At 47.0% G+C, this 16,004-nt stretch carries 13 protein-coding genes; 11 read left to right on the top strand and 2 right to left on the bottom strand.

The features are described 5' to 3' along the window. The first annotated feature begins 28 nt into the window (after positions 1-28). The 8 genes from aspS (at position 29) to crcB (BM358_RS20005) (ending at position 10,981) form a co-directional block, all read left to right on the top strand. Positions 29-1,807 carry an aspartate--tRNA ligase gene (gene aspS, locus BM358_RS20040; RefSeq protein ID WP_023989919.1) on the top strand — a complete coding sequence of 593 codons (1,779 nt, stop codon included), beginning with the start codon at positions 29-31 and terminating at the stop codon, positions 1,805-1,807. A 142-nt stretch (positions 1,808-1,949) separates the two neighbouring features. Further along, positions 1,950-2,699, top strand: coding sequence for a tRNA threonylcarbamoyladenosine dehydratase (locus tag BM358_RS20035; RefSeq protein WP_013311554.1), 750 nt, complete (start codon positions 1,950-1,952; stop codon positions 2,697-2,699). Positions 2,700-2,873: 174 nt separating this feature from the next. Beyond that, positions 2,874-4,172, top strand: coding sequence for an NCS2 family permease (locus BM358_RS20030; RefSeq protein WP_028542431.1), 1,299 nt, complete (start codon positions 2,874-2,876; stop codon positions 4,170-4,172). A gap of 97 nt (positions 4,173-4,269) precedes the next feature. Further along, positions 4,270-6,087: an ABC transporter ATP-binding protein gene (locus BM358_RS20025; protein ID WP_028542432.1), complete on the top strand. Its 1,818-nt coding sequence runs from the start codon at positions 4,270-4,272 to the stop codon at positions 6,085-6,087. A 238-nt stretch (positions 6,088-6,325) separates the two neighbouring features. Beyond that, on the top strand, positions 6,326-8,470 hold the full coding sequence (locus BM358_RS20020) for a HelD family protein (protein ID WP_028542433.1): 2,145 nt from the start codon (positions 6,326-6,328) through the stop codon (positions 8,468-8,470). A 360-nt stretch (positions 8,471-8,830) separates the two neighbouring features. Next, positions 8,831-10,141 carry a replication-associated recombination protein A gene (locus BM358_RS20015; protein WP_023989915.1) on the top strand — a complete coding sequence of 437 codons (1,311 nt, stop codon included), beginning with the start codon at positions 8,831-8,833 and terminating at the stop codon, positions 10,139-10,141. Between the two features lie 85 nt (positions 10,142-10,226). Next, complete coding sequence (gene crcB / locus BM358_RS20010) at positions 10,227-10,628, top strand: fluoride efflux transporter CrcB (RefSeq protein ID WP_023989914.1); 402 nt, start codon at positions 10,227-10,229, stop codon at positions 10,626-10,628. Then, positions 10,625-10,981 carry a fluoride efflux transporter CrcB gene (gene crcB, locus BM358_RS20005; RefSeq protein WP_028542434.1) on the top strand — a complete coding sequence of 119 codons (357 nt, stop codon included), beginning with the start codon at positions 10,625-10,627 and terminating at the stop codon, positions 10,979-10,981. The genes crcB (BM358_RS20010) and crcB (BM358_RS20005) overlap by 4 nt, the downstream gene beginning before the upstream one ends. Before the next feature lie 115 nt (positions 10,982-11,096). Here the strand turns inward: crcB (BM358_RS20005) and BM358_RS20000 are convergent, their stop codons facing one another. Further along, complete coding sequence (locus BM358_RS20000) at positions 11,097-11,927, bottom strand: PPK2 family polyphosphate kinase (protein WP_028542435.1); 831 nt, start codon at positions 11,925-11,927, stop codon at positions 11,097-11,099. 402 nt (positions 11,928-12,329) lie between these two features. Beyond that, positions 12,330-13,451, bottom strand: coding sequence for a tRNA 2-thiouridine(34) synthase MnmA (mnmA, locus tag BM358_RS19995; protein ID WP_023989910.1), 1,122 nt, complete (start codon positions 13,449-13,451; stop codon positions 12,330-12,332). A gap of 304 nt (positions 13,452-13,755) precedes the next feature. Between mnmA and cymR the strand changes: the two genes are divergently transcribed. From cymR to BM358_RS19980, 3 genes are all read left to right on the top strand, one after another. Then, positions 13,756-14,175, top strand: coding sequence for a cysteine metabolism transcriptional regulator CymR (gene cymR, locus BM358_RS19990; RefSeq protein ID WP_013311532.1), 420 nt, complete (start codon positions 13,756-13,758; stop codon positions 14,173-14,175). 11 nt (positions 14,176-14,186) lie between these two features. Beyond that, positions 14,187-15,338 (top strand): cysteine desulfurase family protein, encoded by a 1,152-nt coding sequence (locus BM358_RS19985; RefSeq protein ID WP_028542436.1) that lies wholly within the window; start codon positions 14,187-14,189, stop codon positions 15,336-15,338. A 135-nt stretch (positions 15,339-15,473) separates the two neighbouring features. Beyond that, positions 15,474-15,995 carry a PRC-barrel domain-containing protein gene (locus tag BM358_RS19980; protein WP_013311530.1) on the top strand — a complete coding sequence of 174 codons (522 nt, stop codon included), beginning with the start codon at positions 15,474-15,476 and terminating at the stop codon, positions 15,993-15,995. Positions 15,996-16,004: the final 9 nt, after the last annotated feature.

Raw genomic sequence — 16,004 nt, 5'->3', positions numbered from 1 at the left:
CTACTAAACATAAACAGGAGTGTGTATTATGAAAAGGAGTCATGAATGCGGCGCATTGACTCATGCGCATATCGGAGAAACAGTTACATTGAACGGTTGGGTACAAACCCGTCGTGATTTGGGGGGCGTACTTTTTATTGACCTGCGCGACCGTAGCGGAATTGTACAAATTGTGTTTAATCCGGCATATTCCGGTGACGCACTGCAAATTGCGGATCGTGTTCGTAGTGAATACGTGCTTGAGGTTACCGGTACTATTGTTAAGCGTGATGCAGAAACGATTAACCCGAACCTGCCTACAGGTGAAATTGAAGTGCGTGTCACTGAAATTGAAGTATTGAATGCGTCCAAAACACCTCCGTTCTTCATTGAAAATGGTGTAGAAGTGGACGAGTCTCTGCGTTTGAAATACCGTTATTTGGACCTGCGTCGTCCGGAAATGTACCAGACGTTGAAACTGCGCTCCAAAGCAGCAAAAATATTCCGTGACTTCCTGGACGGAGAAGAGTTCGTCGAGGTGGAAACACCAATTTTGACGAAAAGCTCCCCAGAGGGCGCACGTGATTATCTGGTACCTAGCCGGGTGCATGAAGGTGAGTTTTTCGCCTTGCCGCAATCGCCACAACTGTACAAGCAATTGCTGATGGTGGGTGGCCTGGAGCGCTACTACCAAATTGCACGTTGTTTCCGTGATGAAGATTTGCGTGCTGACCGTCAGCCTGAATTTACGCAGGTCGACATCGAGACCTCCTTCATGCAACAGGATGACTTGCTGCCAATGATGGAGCGTCTTATGGTGAAATTGTTCAAAGAAACCGTTGGGGTAGAACTGGAAACACCGTTCCAACGGATTACACATGCTGATGCGATGGACAAATACGGCTCGGACAAGCCGGACCTGCGTTTTGGCCTTGAGTTGATTAAAGTCAATGATATCGTGGCAACTAGTGGTGTAAAAGTATTCGCTTCCGTAATTGAAAAGGGTGGCGAAGTAAAAGTCCTCAATGCCAAAGGATGTGGCACTTGGAGTCGTAAGGAGATTGATGACCTGGGTCCTTACGCTGCACGCTATGGAGCTAAAGGCTTGGCTTGGATTCAAGTGAAGGAAGGCGAATTCAAGGGGCCTATCGTTAAATTCTTCACACCGGAAGAAATCGAAGCATTGAAGGAGCGCACAGGAGCCGAAGAAGGCGATCTGTTACTCTTCTCTGCGGATAATAAAAAGGTAGTTGCTGATGTATTGGGCGCACTTCGTCTGAAAATTGGCCGTCATTTGGGACTGATCGACGATAACAAATTCAAATTTGCCTGGGTTGTAGACTTCCCGCTTCTCGGCTATGACGAAGAACAAAAACGTTATGTGGCGGAACACCATCCGTTCACCCGTCCGAAGGACGAAGACCTTGGCCTCTTGGATACCGATCCAGGTCAAGTTCGTGCTCAAGCCTATGATATCGTACTGAACGGCTACGAAGTGGGCGGCGGCTCGATGCGGATTTACAAACGTGATGTTCAGGAGAAAATGTTCAAAGCTCTCAACCTGGCGCCGGAAGAAGTTACTGATAAATTCGGCTATCTGTTGGATGCGTTCGAATATGGTACGCCTCCACATGGTGGTATTGCCTTCGGTTTTGACCGCCTCGTGATGTTGCTTGCAGGTCGTACAAACCTGCGTGAAACGATTGCATTCCCGAAAACAGCTAGTGCGACAGACCTGCTTATGGATGCACCAGCCGAAGTAGATCAAGCTCAATTGGAACAGCTTCATATCCGTATTGCTCCGAAGCCTGTTGCTCCTAAAGCTTAAGACGTTTGCAAGTGCCATCCATTGGCATGAGATAGCTTATAGAATGCCATGAACCCGTTACCCTCATATGGATAATGGGTTCGTGGTTTGTATGCTGGAGTTCAGGCATAGAGTTTAAATCAGTGAGGGAGGATATACCATATTGTTGCATCAATTTTCACGAACGGAATTGGCCATCGGAACTGAAGGTCTAGAGGTTATGAAAAATAGCACGGTGGCCGTGCTGGGTATCGGCGGTGTCGGTTCGATTGCAGTGGAAGCGCTGGCGCGCACGGGTGTTGGACGTATCATTTTGATTGATAAAGATGTTGTAGATATCACCAATATTAATCGCCAGATACATGCGTTGACAACGACGGTAGGCCAAAAAAAGGCTGATCTGATGGTAGAGCGTGTGAAGCTGATTAATCCTGAATGTGAAGCGATTGCACTGAACATGTTTTATACGGAAGAAACATATGAGGAGCTGTTCAAGTACGAACTGGATTATGTGCTGGATGCTTCGGATACGATTATTTACAAAATTCATTTGATTAAGGAATGCCTGAAACGGGGGATTCCGATGATCTCCAGTATGGGGGCTGCGAACAAAATGGATCCGAGTCGTTTTCAAGTTGCAGATATTTCCCAGACGAGAATGGACCCGATTGCCCGTGTCATCCGCACCAAGTTGCGCAAGGAAGGTATTACCAAAGGCGTCAAGGTTGTATTCTCCGATGAAGAACCAATGAAGCCACGTGAAGAAATTACAAAAAAAATTGTACCTGCAAACGCACCTGAAATCCGGAAGGCGAAGCAGCCGCCTGCAAGCAATGCATTTGTACCTCCGGTAGCAGGACTGATCATGGTTAGTGTAGCCGTGAAGGATTTGTTAGAACATGCTGGTGTGTAAGTTGCAAAAATAGCATGGCAGTGCATTCGTAGATTTACATCAGTATGTATTCACTTTAAGACCTGTAGTTCTGTGCATCACATCCTTTGTGTCACAGTTGCTACAGCTCTTTTTTGTTTTGAAAAAGCGTAGCTTACTGCAAACAGATTGAACAACTTGCTGGAGGGTTTTGGTATGAAGGATGGACTGTGGTCCAGAAGTCTCGGTTTCAAGCCCGAGCATCATTGGAAAAAGGAATTAGCCGCTGGGGCCATTTCTTATTTTTCCGTTGTATACATTGTTATGGTTAATGCAACTATTTTGGCAGATGCCGGGATTCCCCTCCAAGGGGCAATGCTCGGGACACTGCTGACATCAATGATTGGCTGCCTGCTTATGGCTTTTGGTGGGAAATCTCCAATGGTCGTTGTACCAGGTATGGGGATTAATGCCTTTTTCACTTATACGCTCGTGCATTCTATGAAGCTGAGTTGGCAGGAAGCGTTGATGGTGGTTGCCATCACAGGGATCTTATTCGCCATTGTGGCCTTTACATCATTGTACAAGCTGATTAGCCAAGCGATTCCCCATAATTTGCAGCACGGAATTACGGTGGGCATTGGTTTGTTTTTAACCTTTATCGGATTGCAAAAAAGCGGCATCGTGATTGCTCATCAGACGACTTTTGTGGCTATTGGCCATTTTAATGATCCCAAGGTAATTACGGCTTTTGTAACGTTGCTGCTCGCTATTGTATTGTTTGTGCGTAACGTTCAGGGAGGTTTACTAATTAGCATTTTGGCGGGAACTGGGCTTGCTTATATACTGGGAGCTGTAGAGCCTACAAGCACGGTACGAACCTCTGAAACGGTGCGACAGTATGGGCAATTGTTTGGAGAGCTTTCCTTTTCAGGCATTGTCTCGGTAGCTTTTTGGATCGCTGTCTTTTTGCTCCTACTCATTGTACTATTCGAGAATATTGGTATGATTACTGCACAAACCAACATGATCGGAAGACCGGATTTATTTAAAAACAGCTTGCGTGTGTTGGCTGTAACCAATATCTTTGCCGGTATTTTGGGCAGCAGTCCGGCGGTAGCCGCTGCGGAATCGACGGCTGGTATTGCAGCGGGGGGACGCTCGGGAATGACACCGCTGGTAACTGCTATTTTATTCGGGGCGACGTTTTTCTTTATTCCACTGTTGGCTTATATTCCTGACAGTGCCATTGCGCCCGTGTTGATCATCATTGGGGGTCTAATGGTGCAAAATGTGCGAGAGATGGATTTCAGTGATTTTACTGAAGCGTTTCCTGCATTTCTGATCATGGTAATGATGCCCTTTACTTACAGTATTGTAGACGGGATGGCATTTGGTTTTATTGCATACCCCGTAGCCAAGCTGGCAGCAGGACGGGGCAAGGAAGTGCCTGTCGCATTATATATCATTTCTGTACTGTTTGTGGCTAACTTTGTGCTTCATTCTCTGGTGTAGTAAACTCGAAGATAGATTGTACTGTTCATACCCGCGCAGAGCGCGGGTGTTGTTGTTTGAACAAGAATGGTCAGACAGGAAGCGAGGTTGATGGTATATGGAAAAAGAACATCATATACACCGAGATGAGCAGGAGGACCGGATGAAGGAAAAGCCGGGTAAAAGACCCGATAAGGCTGGCATGGGGCGGTTTATCAAATTGATTGCGAGTGCGCATCCGCCCAAGGCCATTCTGATCATCGCCCTGATTCTGACGCTGATTCAGACCACTGCTGGTTTAATCGTACCCATGATGACCAAAGGGTTGATTGATGGCTTGACCTTTTCTTCATTAAACCGTATGGTCATTGTTGGTCTGCTTGGCGCTTTTGTGCTTCAAGCGGTGGCTTCGGCGGTTTCTATCTATATGTTGAACTATGCTGGGCATAGGATTGTGGCTAATTTGCGCAAACGCTTATGGCATAAAATCTTATCTCTACCTATCCCTTACTTTGATCGAAATCGGTCAGGAGATACGATGAGTCGTGTCACCAATGATACAAGCCTGATTATGAACTTAATTACGGAGTATCTAGTCAATCTGATTTCTAATGTGATTGCAATTATTGGTGGTATTGCATTGTTATTTTATCTGGATTGGGTGATGACGCTCATTATTATGGCTATTGTTCCGCTAACAGCCCTAATTTTATTTCCTGTAGGCAGAAAAATGTACCGTATCTCCAAAAAACAGCAGGATGAGATGGCGGATCTGACCTCAGTGTTGAGTCAGGTTATCGGCGAAATCAGACTGGTGAAGGCCTACGGAACCGAAAGCAGAGAGGCTCAGGCCGGTGAGGATCGTATTTACCGGATGTTCCGCTTCGGTTTGCAAGAGTCACGCATCCTAGCCCTTGTAGGTCCCATTTCTACCTTCTTGTTGACTGCAGTGCTGGTCATTATATTGGGTGTTGGTGGTGTTCGTGTCGCATCGGGTGTGCTGACCGCTGGGGATTTGGTGGCTTTTATTTTGCTGCTGTTTCAGGTGATCACACCGATGGCACAATTCACGACCCTGTATTCACGACTACAAAAGGTGGTTGGGGCTACTGAACGGATTCAGACGATTTTAGATCATGAAGAGGAACCGCTCGAGTTGAAGCAGGAAGCGGCAAAAGAGAGCAGAGATATTATACTTCGTGATGTTGCCTTTTCCTATACTGAAGGTGAAGAGGTCCTTCATAATGCGAACTTGGTCATCCCGGCTAACCGGACGACAGCATTCGTGGGACCGAGTGGAAGTGGGAAGTCCACCTTGTTTTCATTGTTGGAACGCTTTTATGTGCCGGATACAGGGGAAATTCGTTATGGAGACGAACCGATATCGTCATATACACTTTCCTCCTGGCGCTCCAAAATTGGTTATGTATCGCAGGAAAGCTCAATGATGACCGGAACGGTCAGAGATAACATTACATATGGCTTGGGGCGCGAAGCTGACTTGGAAGAAGTGAGACGAGCAGCCACGATGGCGTATGCGGATACATTTATTATGGATCTACCTCAAGGCTACAACACTGAGGTGGGAGAACGGGGAATGAAGCTGTCTGGAGGGCAGCGTCAACGGATCGCTATTGCGCGTGCGCTTCTTCGTAGCCCTGACATTCTCATGCTGGATGAGGCTACATCTAGTCTGGACAGCTCATCTGAGCATGAGGTACAGAAGGCCCTAGCGAACTTGATGGAAGGACGCACGACGATTGTCATTGCTCATCGTTTGTCTACAGTGGTTCACTCCGATCAGATTATCGTGTTGGACAAGGGCAAGGTGACCGGTGCAGGAACTCATACTGAGTTATTAGAGTCTCATCAGGTGTACCGTGAGCTGGCTCAAAAGCAGTTTGTGGAGATGGGGGAAAGAAGTATGGAGTATTAGAGGCCGCTTCGCGTGTGATTTGATCCTCCGATCGCTCCGCTTCTTCGGATTCAAATCACACGCTCCACTGGTGCCGCAAAGCTTCATACTTTTGTAAAAGAATAGGGAAAAAGGCGTATTAGGAAATAAGGTTGGATTTTTATGGTTAAATGTGTTACGCTTACTTTCCTTTTTTTGTGTCGGAGCAAGTGAATGCGATGCAGAAATCGAGACTTGATATTCTTAGGAGGTAACTGAAATGGAGAATGAGTTTCAAAGTGCCTATCAAGAAGAACAGCATAGGCTGTCGCTTGCTATGGAGGAAATTGATCGGAGATTGGAACGGCTTCGCAATACGCCGGTGTACACCGGGCATGATTTTACGGAGCAAGTGCTGGAATCGGCACGGGAGGAAAAACGTCAGGCTTTGGCCAAAAGCTCACAGGAGCCTTATTTTGGTCGTATGGATTTTGACGAGCGTGGCAGAGGGCAGCGGAAGCCACTTTATATCGGTAAAATTGGAGTGGAGCGTGAAGAAACGTCAGCGTATCCGCTGGTGATTGATTGGCGTGCACCGATTGCCAGCTTGTTTTATTCGTTTACAGGTGGTGAAGAAACCGCGTCTTACGAAGCTCCTGAGGGAACCATTGAGGGTTTGGTCTATCTGAAGCGTAATGTTGTCATTCGGAAAAAAATCCTGGAACGGGTAGCCGATACATATAATCGTGAAAGCGACGAGCCTGCCGTTTCTGATGAGTTTCTCGTTTATCGTTTGGGAGAAAACAAGGATAACCGTTTACGGGATATCGTGTCTACCATTCAGGCGGAGCAGGATCAGATCATCCGCGCGGCCAAAAATACAGCCCTCGTTATTCAGGGGGTAGCGGGTAGTGGCAAGACGACGGTAGCGCTGCATCGTCTCGCATTTTTGCTGTATCAATACAAGGATCAGGTATCAGCGGACAAAATGGTAATTTTCGCACCAAACCATATGTTCCTTGACTATATTTCAGATGTACTTCCAGAGCTGGGGGTCGGGAATATTCAGCAAAGTACATTTGCAGACTGGGCACTGGACTTATTGGGTTTGGATTTACCTTTGGCTGATCCTGCCGAAACATTATCTTATTGGTTTGAGAGTGGTGGCAGTCTGAGAAAGGAATCCATGGAGGAGGCGCCGGGAAGATTCAAGGGCTCGGTTCACTTTATGGAGTTGCTTCAAGCTTTTGTTGAACGACTGGAGCCCATCTCCGTGCCCGAGGGGGATTTTTCACCATGGGATGGAGCGGTGCTGCCACAAGCTGAGATTTTGAATTGGTTTAATGAGGAATATAAGCCTTATCCGCTCGCGAAGCGGAAGGAGCGTGTGCTGGCAAGAGTGCACCGCTGGATTGAAATGGAACTGAAAAAGTCGCCTTCGGCGGCAGCGCTCAAGGAACGCAAGAAAAAGGCAGGGACACGGGAAAAGGCATATGCTAAAAAATGGCCACAATATGACGCACTGACGCTCTATAAGCAGCTTTTTCAGGCAGCTAAAGGGTTACCCGCAGATACGGCTGCGGAGATGAAGGCTTCTCTGCCGACTGCTATTTTTAAGACCACACAGTCGGACCTGCGAAAACAGATTATCCGTGAAGAAGATCTGACTGCGTTAGTGTATCTTCACGTGCTGATTCATGAGGTAGAGTCATCTCAACGTTTTGACCATGTGGTCATTGATGAAGCGCAGGATTTTTCACCTTTTCATATCGCATTGCTGGATTTGTTCGTGAAAGGGCATTCCTTCACTATACTGGGCGATTTATCGCAGGGCATTCATGAATATCGTGGCGTACATGCGTGGGAGGAAATGAGTTCTCTTTTTGCGCCCGAACATACAGGGTATTTTGCACTTACGCGGAGCTATAGATCAACCTTGGAAATTATAGAATTTGCAAACACGATTTTGGAGCAGGGAGTTCGCGGCGGTATTACGGCAGTTCCGGTATTTCGTAGTGGCGATCCGGTGCGTACGATGTCTTACGACTCATCGGTGCGTGAGCAGAGTTTGCTCACCGCTCTAAAAGAGCTGTCCTCCAAGGAGTATCGTACTGTTTCTGTGCTGACCCGTACCTTAAAAGAGGCTGTGGAGCTACATGAGGTTTTCACAAGTGCGGGGTTGGATGTGAATTTGATTGACGGTGGTAAAAAGCAATATGAAGGCGGATTGTCGGTACTGCCTGTGTACCTATCCAAAGGTCTGGAGTTCGATGCAGTTATTGTGGCGGATGCCGACCATGAGCATTATGGAGAACGGGCATGGGATGCCAAGCTGCTGTATGTAGGATGTACCCGTGCGCTGCATGAGCTGTGGCTATTGCATGATGGCTCACTTCCTAGTTACGTACAGGCACAGACGGAGTAAACAGAAAAGCGTTGTAAAGCATCGCCTGAGTTGTTGTATTCCTTTTTGTTTACTGTTTATCTTAGTGATGGAAATTAGGAAGTCATGTCAGTCGAAGAACAGCCACGAAATTCATCTTTCGTCTAAGGCTGTTCTTTCTTTTTTTGTGGGCGACTGACTTGGAGATCTACAGCTGTGCCGTGACCATGCTATCTGCAACTTGTTAACGGATATGGTAGAATAAGAGGCGGTTTACACTGTATCAGGATTATAGATGACTTGAATTTTCATGATTTTTAACCGTATGAGCGAACATAATATAGTAGGTTTTCGAAGAAAAAGAGAAAGTGTTCGTTCATAAACCATAAGGAAGTGAATGAAATGGACTTATTTTCATATTCCCAAGAGTCAACGCCAAGCAATCGGTTGCTTGCGGATCGCTTGCGTCCGACTTCGCTGGATGAATATATTGGACAGGAGCATGTTGTGGGTCCGGGTAAGCTGCTGCGAAGAGCTATAGAGGCAGATCAGGTCTCTTCTATTTTGTTGTACGGACCACCGGGGTGCGGCAAAACAACGCTGGCACATATCATCTCGCAACACACGCAAGGCGATTTTGTACGTCTGAATGCTGTAGAAGCATCTGTGAAAGACGTAAGAGAAGTCATTGACCGTGCACAGACGAATAAATCGATGTATGGCAAAAAAACCATTTTGTTTCTCGACGAAGTACATCGTTTTAACAGTTCACGTCAGGATGCACTGTTGCCTGCGGTGGAAAAGGGCACGATCGTGTTTATTGGCGCCACGACTGAAAATCCCTTTCACTACGTCAACGGCGCTTTAATGAGCCGTTCTACGCTGTTCCAGCTTGAAGCGCTAACGCAGGAGCATTCGCTGGCTGCTATGCGCCGCGCCTTGAGCGATGCGGACAAAGGGCTCGGCTACATGCAGCTTCAGGTCGATGAAGCTGCACTGGCTCACATTGCGTCCATGGCGAACGGCGATATCCGCCGCGCTTTGAACGCGCTGGAACTGGCGGCGCTCACGACGCCTCCGCTGGCAGACGGCACGATTCACGTGACACTGGAAGTCGCAGAGGAATCCATTCGCCGCCCGATTGTCAAAGCAGATGAATCCACGCAGTATGACGTGCTGTCGGCCTTTCACAAAAGCATTCGCGGCTCTAGCGACGCCGCGCTGTTCTGGTTCCTGTACGCCGTAGAAAAGCTCGGCATGGACCCGATGACCTTTATCCGCCGCCTCATCGCGGCGAGCAGTGAGGACATTGGCCTGGCGAACCCGCAGGCAATGGTGCAAGCGGTGAGTGCGCTTGAAGCTTATCGCAATAACGGCTGGCCCGAGGCCAAACTGAACATTGCACAGGCCATTTTGTTTGCCGTGGAAAGCCCTAAATCGAATGCCGTATATACAGCGATTTCACGGGCCATGTCGGCTATGGACGATATCAAATCGGCCGAGGTGCCACTGCATTTGCGTGACGCACACTACAAAGGCTCGGAAAAGCTCGGACATGTTGGCTATCAATATCCACATAATTATCCGAATCACTATGTGAAGCAGCAATATTTGCCCGATTCGATAGCAGACCAAACCTTCTACCAGGCTACTGAGCAGGGGAATGAGTCAAAAATCAGGCAAAACCAGCGCTGGCGGGATTCACAGTCTTAATATATGTGCGACTTAATATACAGAGTGTGTACGAAATCGTCACGTTACACCATGATCGTGCAAGAGCGAAGAAGGGGATAAGAAGATGAAAGACGTGCTATTCGTTGCCGCGGGCGGAGCGCTTGGAACCTCTACCCGTTATGGCCTGCAATCGCTGTTGCCTGCGGCGGGTGCGGATTTTCCACTTGGTGTGCTGCTAATCAATTGGATCGGCTGCCTGTTTCTGGGTTGGTTCTTTACGGTAACCTTGCGATCATGGCGGATCAAGCCGCGATTGCGACTTGCCATCGGAACAGGCTTTACAGGGGGCTTTACCACCTTTTCCACCTTTGCAGTGGATGCTGTCCGCCTCACGGTTCATGATCGTATGCTGACGGCTGTGTTGTACCTGCTGCTTAGCGTAGGCGGAGGGCTGTTTTTGACATGGACAGGTATCCGCCTAGGTACAAAAATGACGCAGGCTGCTCCCAAGGAGGAACGCTTATGATCTGGTGGGCAGCGGCAGGCGGTATCGTGGGTACACTGGCGAGATACGGGCTTGGCATGTGGGCCGGAAAGAGGTTTGGTATCGCATTTCCGTGGGGGACGTGGATCATTAACGTCAGCGGTTCATTGCTGCTAGGCTGGCTCTATGGCGAGTTTACGCAAAACCATTTGTCTCCTGCACTCTGGATGCTGCTAGGAACAGGTTTTTGTGGCGGCTACACCACCTTTTCCACATTTGGCTATGAATCTCTTCAACTGATGGAGCGTAAAGAATACCGACGCATGGCTACGTATGTACTGTCCTCTGTCGTGGTAGGAGTTGTAGCTGCGGCTATCGGGTACAGAGTCAGTTAAGCTTTATACATTTTCGAAATAACACGTAAAAATGCAATAAAAAGCTTCCAATCCCGTACTCAAGGCATTCTCAGCCGTGATAAGGTTTCGGAAGCTTAGTGCTGTACCTATACAGCTATTTTTTATCTCGTTCTTTGTACAATTCAGGTAAAAGGGATTCAAGTTCAGGTCTTGGATCAGGATCAGACAACTTCATTTCCTCCAGCGTTTGGACGGCAATCCGTAGCACAGTATAATCCCTATACCAACGGTTGTCTGAAGGAACGACATACCAAGGAGCTTGTTTGGTTGCGCTTAGCTCTAATACATCCTCATAATACTGGGTATATTGCTTCCAAAATTTTCGTTCCTGCAAGTCACTTGGATCGAGTTTCCAGTTTTTGTGAGGCTTTTCAATTCGGTCGATCAGCTTTTCTAACTGAAATTGCTTTGAAATATGTAAAAAGATTTTAACCACCTTTACACCATTATCCAGCAACAACTGTTCAAAATGCTTGATATGCTTAATATTCCGTTTGGCCTGCTTATCGGATATCTGTCCGTGAACACGTGTAATCAGCACATCCTCGTAATAAGAACGGTTAAATGCTGCAATATATCCACGTCCTGGGGTAACGCTATGAGCACGCCACAAGAAATCATGACTTAATTCCTCAGCCGTAGGTGATTTAAAGCTGTGGACAGTCACCCCCGCAGGGTTAAGGTTGGAAAATACCTGTTTGATGACGCCATCTTTGCCGCTGCAATCCATACCCTGAAATACAAACAAAACGGATTGTTTTTTCTCTGTAAATAATTTGCTTTGTAATTCCGTGAAGCGTTCCTTCAATTGATCTATTTCCTGTCGGATTTCTTCTTTATTTTTGATATTCTTCGTATCCTTGGGGTCCCATTCTTTCAAAGAAACTTTTTTACCCGGTGTCAGCATTCCTAATGAATCAGACATAAAGGCACGCTCCTTTTCAATTGAAGTATGATCTTGTCTACATCATATACCCAAATGAGGATGTTATCAAAAGTTCCTTATGTATTAATGGTCTTTCAAGTTAATTCGAAAAGGATTACATAGGGAAGAAGTTAGAAGTCCATTGTAGCGATCTTATTTAAATATGACGGTTCCTATTTTAAATGGGAAGCATACCAATGGATTAAAAAAGGGACGTGCATACACCATGGAAAATTTTTTGCAAGGAATGTTTGTCCAGCATGACAGACATCATAAAGAGCAGATTATCAATTCTTTACAAGCCATTACTAAAAACATCTTTCATTAAAAAAGTCGCCTCCCAAATCTGGAGAGACGACTTTTTTAATTCCCTGCTATATCAATGCAAAATGGTCATTTTATTTAAACTGTTTCAGGCTGAAGTTTTTCAACCTTATCAATGGTTCCGCCACCCAGACAGCGTTCCCCGTCGTAAAATACAACAGCTTGTCCAGGTGTAATGGCCTTTTGATGTACATCGAATATGACATGCACGGTTCCATCCGCAAGCCATTGTAAAGTTACTTGCTGATCAGGTTGGCGATAACGGAACTTGGCTGTGCAACGGAATTCGCTGGTCGGACGAGTATCTGCGCCTTCAATCCAGTTCACGTCCGTTGCAATCAGGCTGGTAGAATACAGACTGTGGTGACGATCACCTTGTACCACATACAGAATATTCTTCTCCAGATCCTTATCCGCTACAAACCACGGTTCGCCTGAACCCGATCCGCCAATGCCCAAGCCTTGTCGTTGACCCAGTGTATAGTACATCAGACCATCGTGACGTCCTTTGACTTCACCAGTAGCGATATCCACCATGTCTCCACCTTTTGCAGGCAGATATCCACTCAGAAACTCCTTGAAATTACGCTCGCCGATAAAGCATACGCCTGTGCTGTCTTTCTTCTTGGCCGTATACAGTCCCGCAGCTTCCGCAATTTTACGTACTTCTGGTTTCGGCAGATGACCGATGGGAAACATCGCTCGGGACAACTGTGTTTGGCTTAATGCATTTAGGAAATAAGTCTGATCCTTGTTGCTATCCACACCTCGCAGCAAAGTAAAGTGGCCGTCTTCTTCCACAACCCGTGCATAATGTCCAGTAGCAACATAATCTGCTCCCAAATCCAGCGCTTTATTTAGAAACTCGCCGAATTTAATTTCACGGTTACACATGACATCCGGGTTGGGTGTGCGTCCAGCTTTATATTCATCAAGAAAATAGGAGAATACTTTATCGAAGTATTCTTTCTCAAAATTGACGGTATAGTAAGGAATGTCGATCTGTTCACAGACGCGGCGCACATCCTCCGCATCCTCCTCAGCCGTACAACGGCCAAATTCATCCGTGTCATCCCAGTTTTTCATGAAGATGCCGATTACGTCATAGCCCTGCTCCTTCAGCAGCAGCGCGGTAACGGATGAGTCGACGCCACCGGACATCCCGACGACGACACGGGTTTCATGATTGGCTTTAGCCATGGTCATCACCCAATTCTTTCAATATTGTTGTAGAACCCACCTATTGTAACATAAACGATAATAAGATACGATGTTTGGACGATCAAACGACACGGCGAACGATGGAAGAAAGCTATATAAAATGGGCTAAAGCTGTTCCAAATCGCTCGAAAGCAACTTTTTTTAAGATTGTTACCGTAATGTTTCCCTTTACCTGCCCTAATATGTTAACATAAGCTGAGGGTTAGGATCGGAATAGAGAGGTTTACAACACCAGTTATTCCGCGTGTTTAACGGAATTGTTACTATAAGTGAGGTGGCACAATTGAAAATATCAACGAAGGGCCGTTATGGCCTGACCATTATGATGGAACTTGCAGCCAGGTTTGGCGAAGGTCCAACTTCTTTGAAAAGTATTGCCGAAAAAAATCAGTTGTCAGAGCATTATCTGGAACAGCTCATCGCGCCTTTGCGTAATGCAGGTTTGGTAAAAAGTATCCGTGGTGCTTACGGCGGTTATATTTTGGCGAATGAACCGGCAGGAGTAACAGCGGGAGACATCATTCGTGTACTGGAAGGTCCGATATCTCCGGTAGATTTCACGGAAGAAGACGATCCGGCAAAACGTCAGCTGTGGCTGCGGATTCGTGACAGCATCGCTGAAGTGTTGGATTCTACTACACTTAAGGACTTGATCACATACCAAGAACATGATGAATTGGACAATTACATGTTCTATATTTGAGGTGGATTAACATGAACAGAATTTATCTGGATCATGCCGCATCGACTCCTATGCATCCTGAGGTTGCGCAGACTATGATGGACATCATGACCGGCCAATATGGCAACGCTTCGAGCGTTCATGCCTTTGGCCGCGATGCCAAGCGCACCGTCAGCGCTGCTCGGGATGCCGTTGCGGCCTCTTTGGGCTGCAAGCCTGAAGAAATTATATTTACGAGCGGAGGGACAGAAAGCGATAATCTGGCCCTGTTTGGGACGGCTACGGCAGACGGCCGTACTTCCGGGCATATGATTACAACCGCGGTTGAACATCACGCAGTGCTTCATGCTTGTGATGAACTGGAAAAAGCGGGGTATGAGGTGACTTATGTCCCGGTCAACGGTTTTGGACGCGTGAACCCTGCGGATATCGAGGCTGCCATTCGTCCGGACACTTTTTTGATCAGCATGATGTATGCCAACAATGAGGTGGGCGTCATTCAGCCGATCTCAGAAGTAGGGCAGATTGCGAGAGAACATGGCATTGTATTCCATGTAGATGCGGTTCAAGCTTACGGTCATATATCCATCGACTGCCGGAATCTCCCAATTGACTTACTGAGTGTGTCGGGTCATAAGATTAACGGACCACAAGGGGTGGGTGCATTATATATCCGCCAAGGTACACGCATTCAGCCGCTAATGCATGGGGGACTTCAGGAAAAGAAACGCCGTGCCGGGACAGAAAACATCGCCGGTATTGCGGGTCTGGCTAAAGCCGCAACTCTAGCTAATGCTTCCATTGAGGAGCGTGGGGTGCACGATACGGTTCTTCGCCAGACACTGCTTAAAGGGTTGGAAGACACTCTGGGTAGCCAAAATTTTGTAATTAACGGTGATCCTGATCATTCTTTACCTAATGTCCTTAATGTTAGCTTTCCGGCCATTGGTACAGAGACCATGCTGATGAACCTTGACATGGAAGGAATCGCAGCAGCAAGCGGATCAGCCTGTACTTCCGGATCTCTAGAGCTATCGCATGTATTGCAGGCGATGGATCTTCCTGAAGATGTTTTACATTCAGCGATTCGGTTTAGCTTCGGTTTGGGTAATACTACGGAAGAAATGGAATACACGGCCAAGAAAATTGAAACCATATGGAAGCGGCTGCGTACTAGGTACTAGGGATTTCTCCGCATTTTAATAAGAAGGGAGGGGCGGTTTTCCATTTCATTGCATGAACGGAAGCAAGGTCTGACAGGCATGTAGGAAAAGGACCGCACCTTCGTTCGGATTGCAGAATGAGGAGGTACCCTATATATGAAGCTTCAAGATATGATCGGACTTGCCGTTTTCGATGTGGAGGACGGGAAGCAGATTGGTAAAATACATGACTTTATGGTGACAGCTGATTGGCGAATCACAGGGATCGAGTTGGAAGGAAAAGGGCTTTTTTCTTCTCACGTGAAAATGGTTGCTTGGGATGACATCGTTGCTTACGGTGAGGATGCGATCATGATTCGCAATCAGCAGGCTGTCCGTAAAACGGAGGCCCATGATATACAACATACGTACTTGCTTGGACCCGGTAAACTGAAGGATCTATCCGTGCTAACAGAGGAAGGGCTTATGCTCGGGCACATCTCGGATGTTTATTTTGACCAGGAAATGGGCAATAACATAATAGGCTTGGAAATCAGCGATGGTTTTGTATCGGATATTATAGAGGGGCGGAAATGGCTGCCCTGCACCGAAGATATGTCCATCGGGGAAAATGCTGTTATGGTTCCCCCGTTAAGCGAGCAGCGTCTGGAAAAAGCCATATATTCTGTTAATGGATAGGGTGAGTTT

This window comes from Paenibacillus sp. cl130 (genome assembly GCF_900116035.1).
Taxonomy (GTDB): Bacteria; Bacillota; Bacilli; order Paenibacillales; family Paenibacillaceae; genus Paenibacillus; species Paenibacillus polymyxa_B.
This window is presented reverse-complemented; position numbering and strand designations above follow the sequence as displayed.

Excerpts from the sequence above, each read along its gene's own strand:
- aspS (WP_023989919.1), top strand. The coding sequence starts at position 29 with ATGAAAAGGAGTCATGAATGCGGCGCATTGACTCATGCGCATATCGGA.
- BM358_RS20030 (WP_028542431.1), top strand. The coding sequence starts at position 2,874 with ATGAAGGATGGACTGTGGTCCAGAAGTCTCGGTTTCAAGCCCGAGCAT.
- BM358_RS20025 (WP_028542432.1), top strand. The coding sequence starts at position 4,270 with ATGGAAAAAGAACATCATATACACCGAGATGAGCAGGAGGACCGGATG.
- BM358_RS20020 (WP_028542433.1), top strand. The coding sequence starts at position 6,326 with ATGGAGAATGAGTTTCAAAGTGCCTATCAAGAAGAACAGCATAGGCTG.
- BM358_RS20015 (WP_023989915.1), top strand. The coding sequence starts at position 8,831 with ATGGACTTATTTTCATATTCCCAAGAGTCAACGCCAAGCAATCGGTTG.
- crcB (WP_023989914.1), top strand. The coding sequence starts at position 10,227 with ATGAAAGACGTGCTATTCGTTGCCGCGGGCGGAGCGCTTGGAACCTCT.
- crcB (WP_028542434.1), top strand. The coding sequence starts at position 10,625 with ATGATCTGGTGGGCAGCGGCAGGCGGTATCGTGGGTACACTGGCGAGA.
- BM358_RS20000 (WP_028542435.1), bottom strand. The coding sequence starts at position 11,927 with ATGTCTGATTCATTAGGAATGCTGACACCGGGTAAAAAAGTTTCTTTG.
- mnmA (WP_023989910.1), bottom strand. The coding sequence starts at position 13,451 with ATGGCTAAAGCCAATCATGAAACCCGTGTCGTCGTCGGGATGTCCGGT.
- BM358_RS19985 (WP_028542436.1), top strand. The coding sequence starts at position 14,187 with ATGAACAGAATTTATCTGGATCATGCCGCATCGACTCCTATGCATCCT.
- BM358_RS19980 (WP_013311530.1), top strand. The coding sequence starts at position 15,474 with ATGAAGCTTCAAGATATGATCGGACTTGCCGTTTTCGATGTGGAGGAC.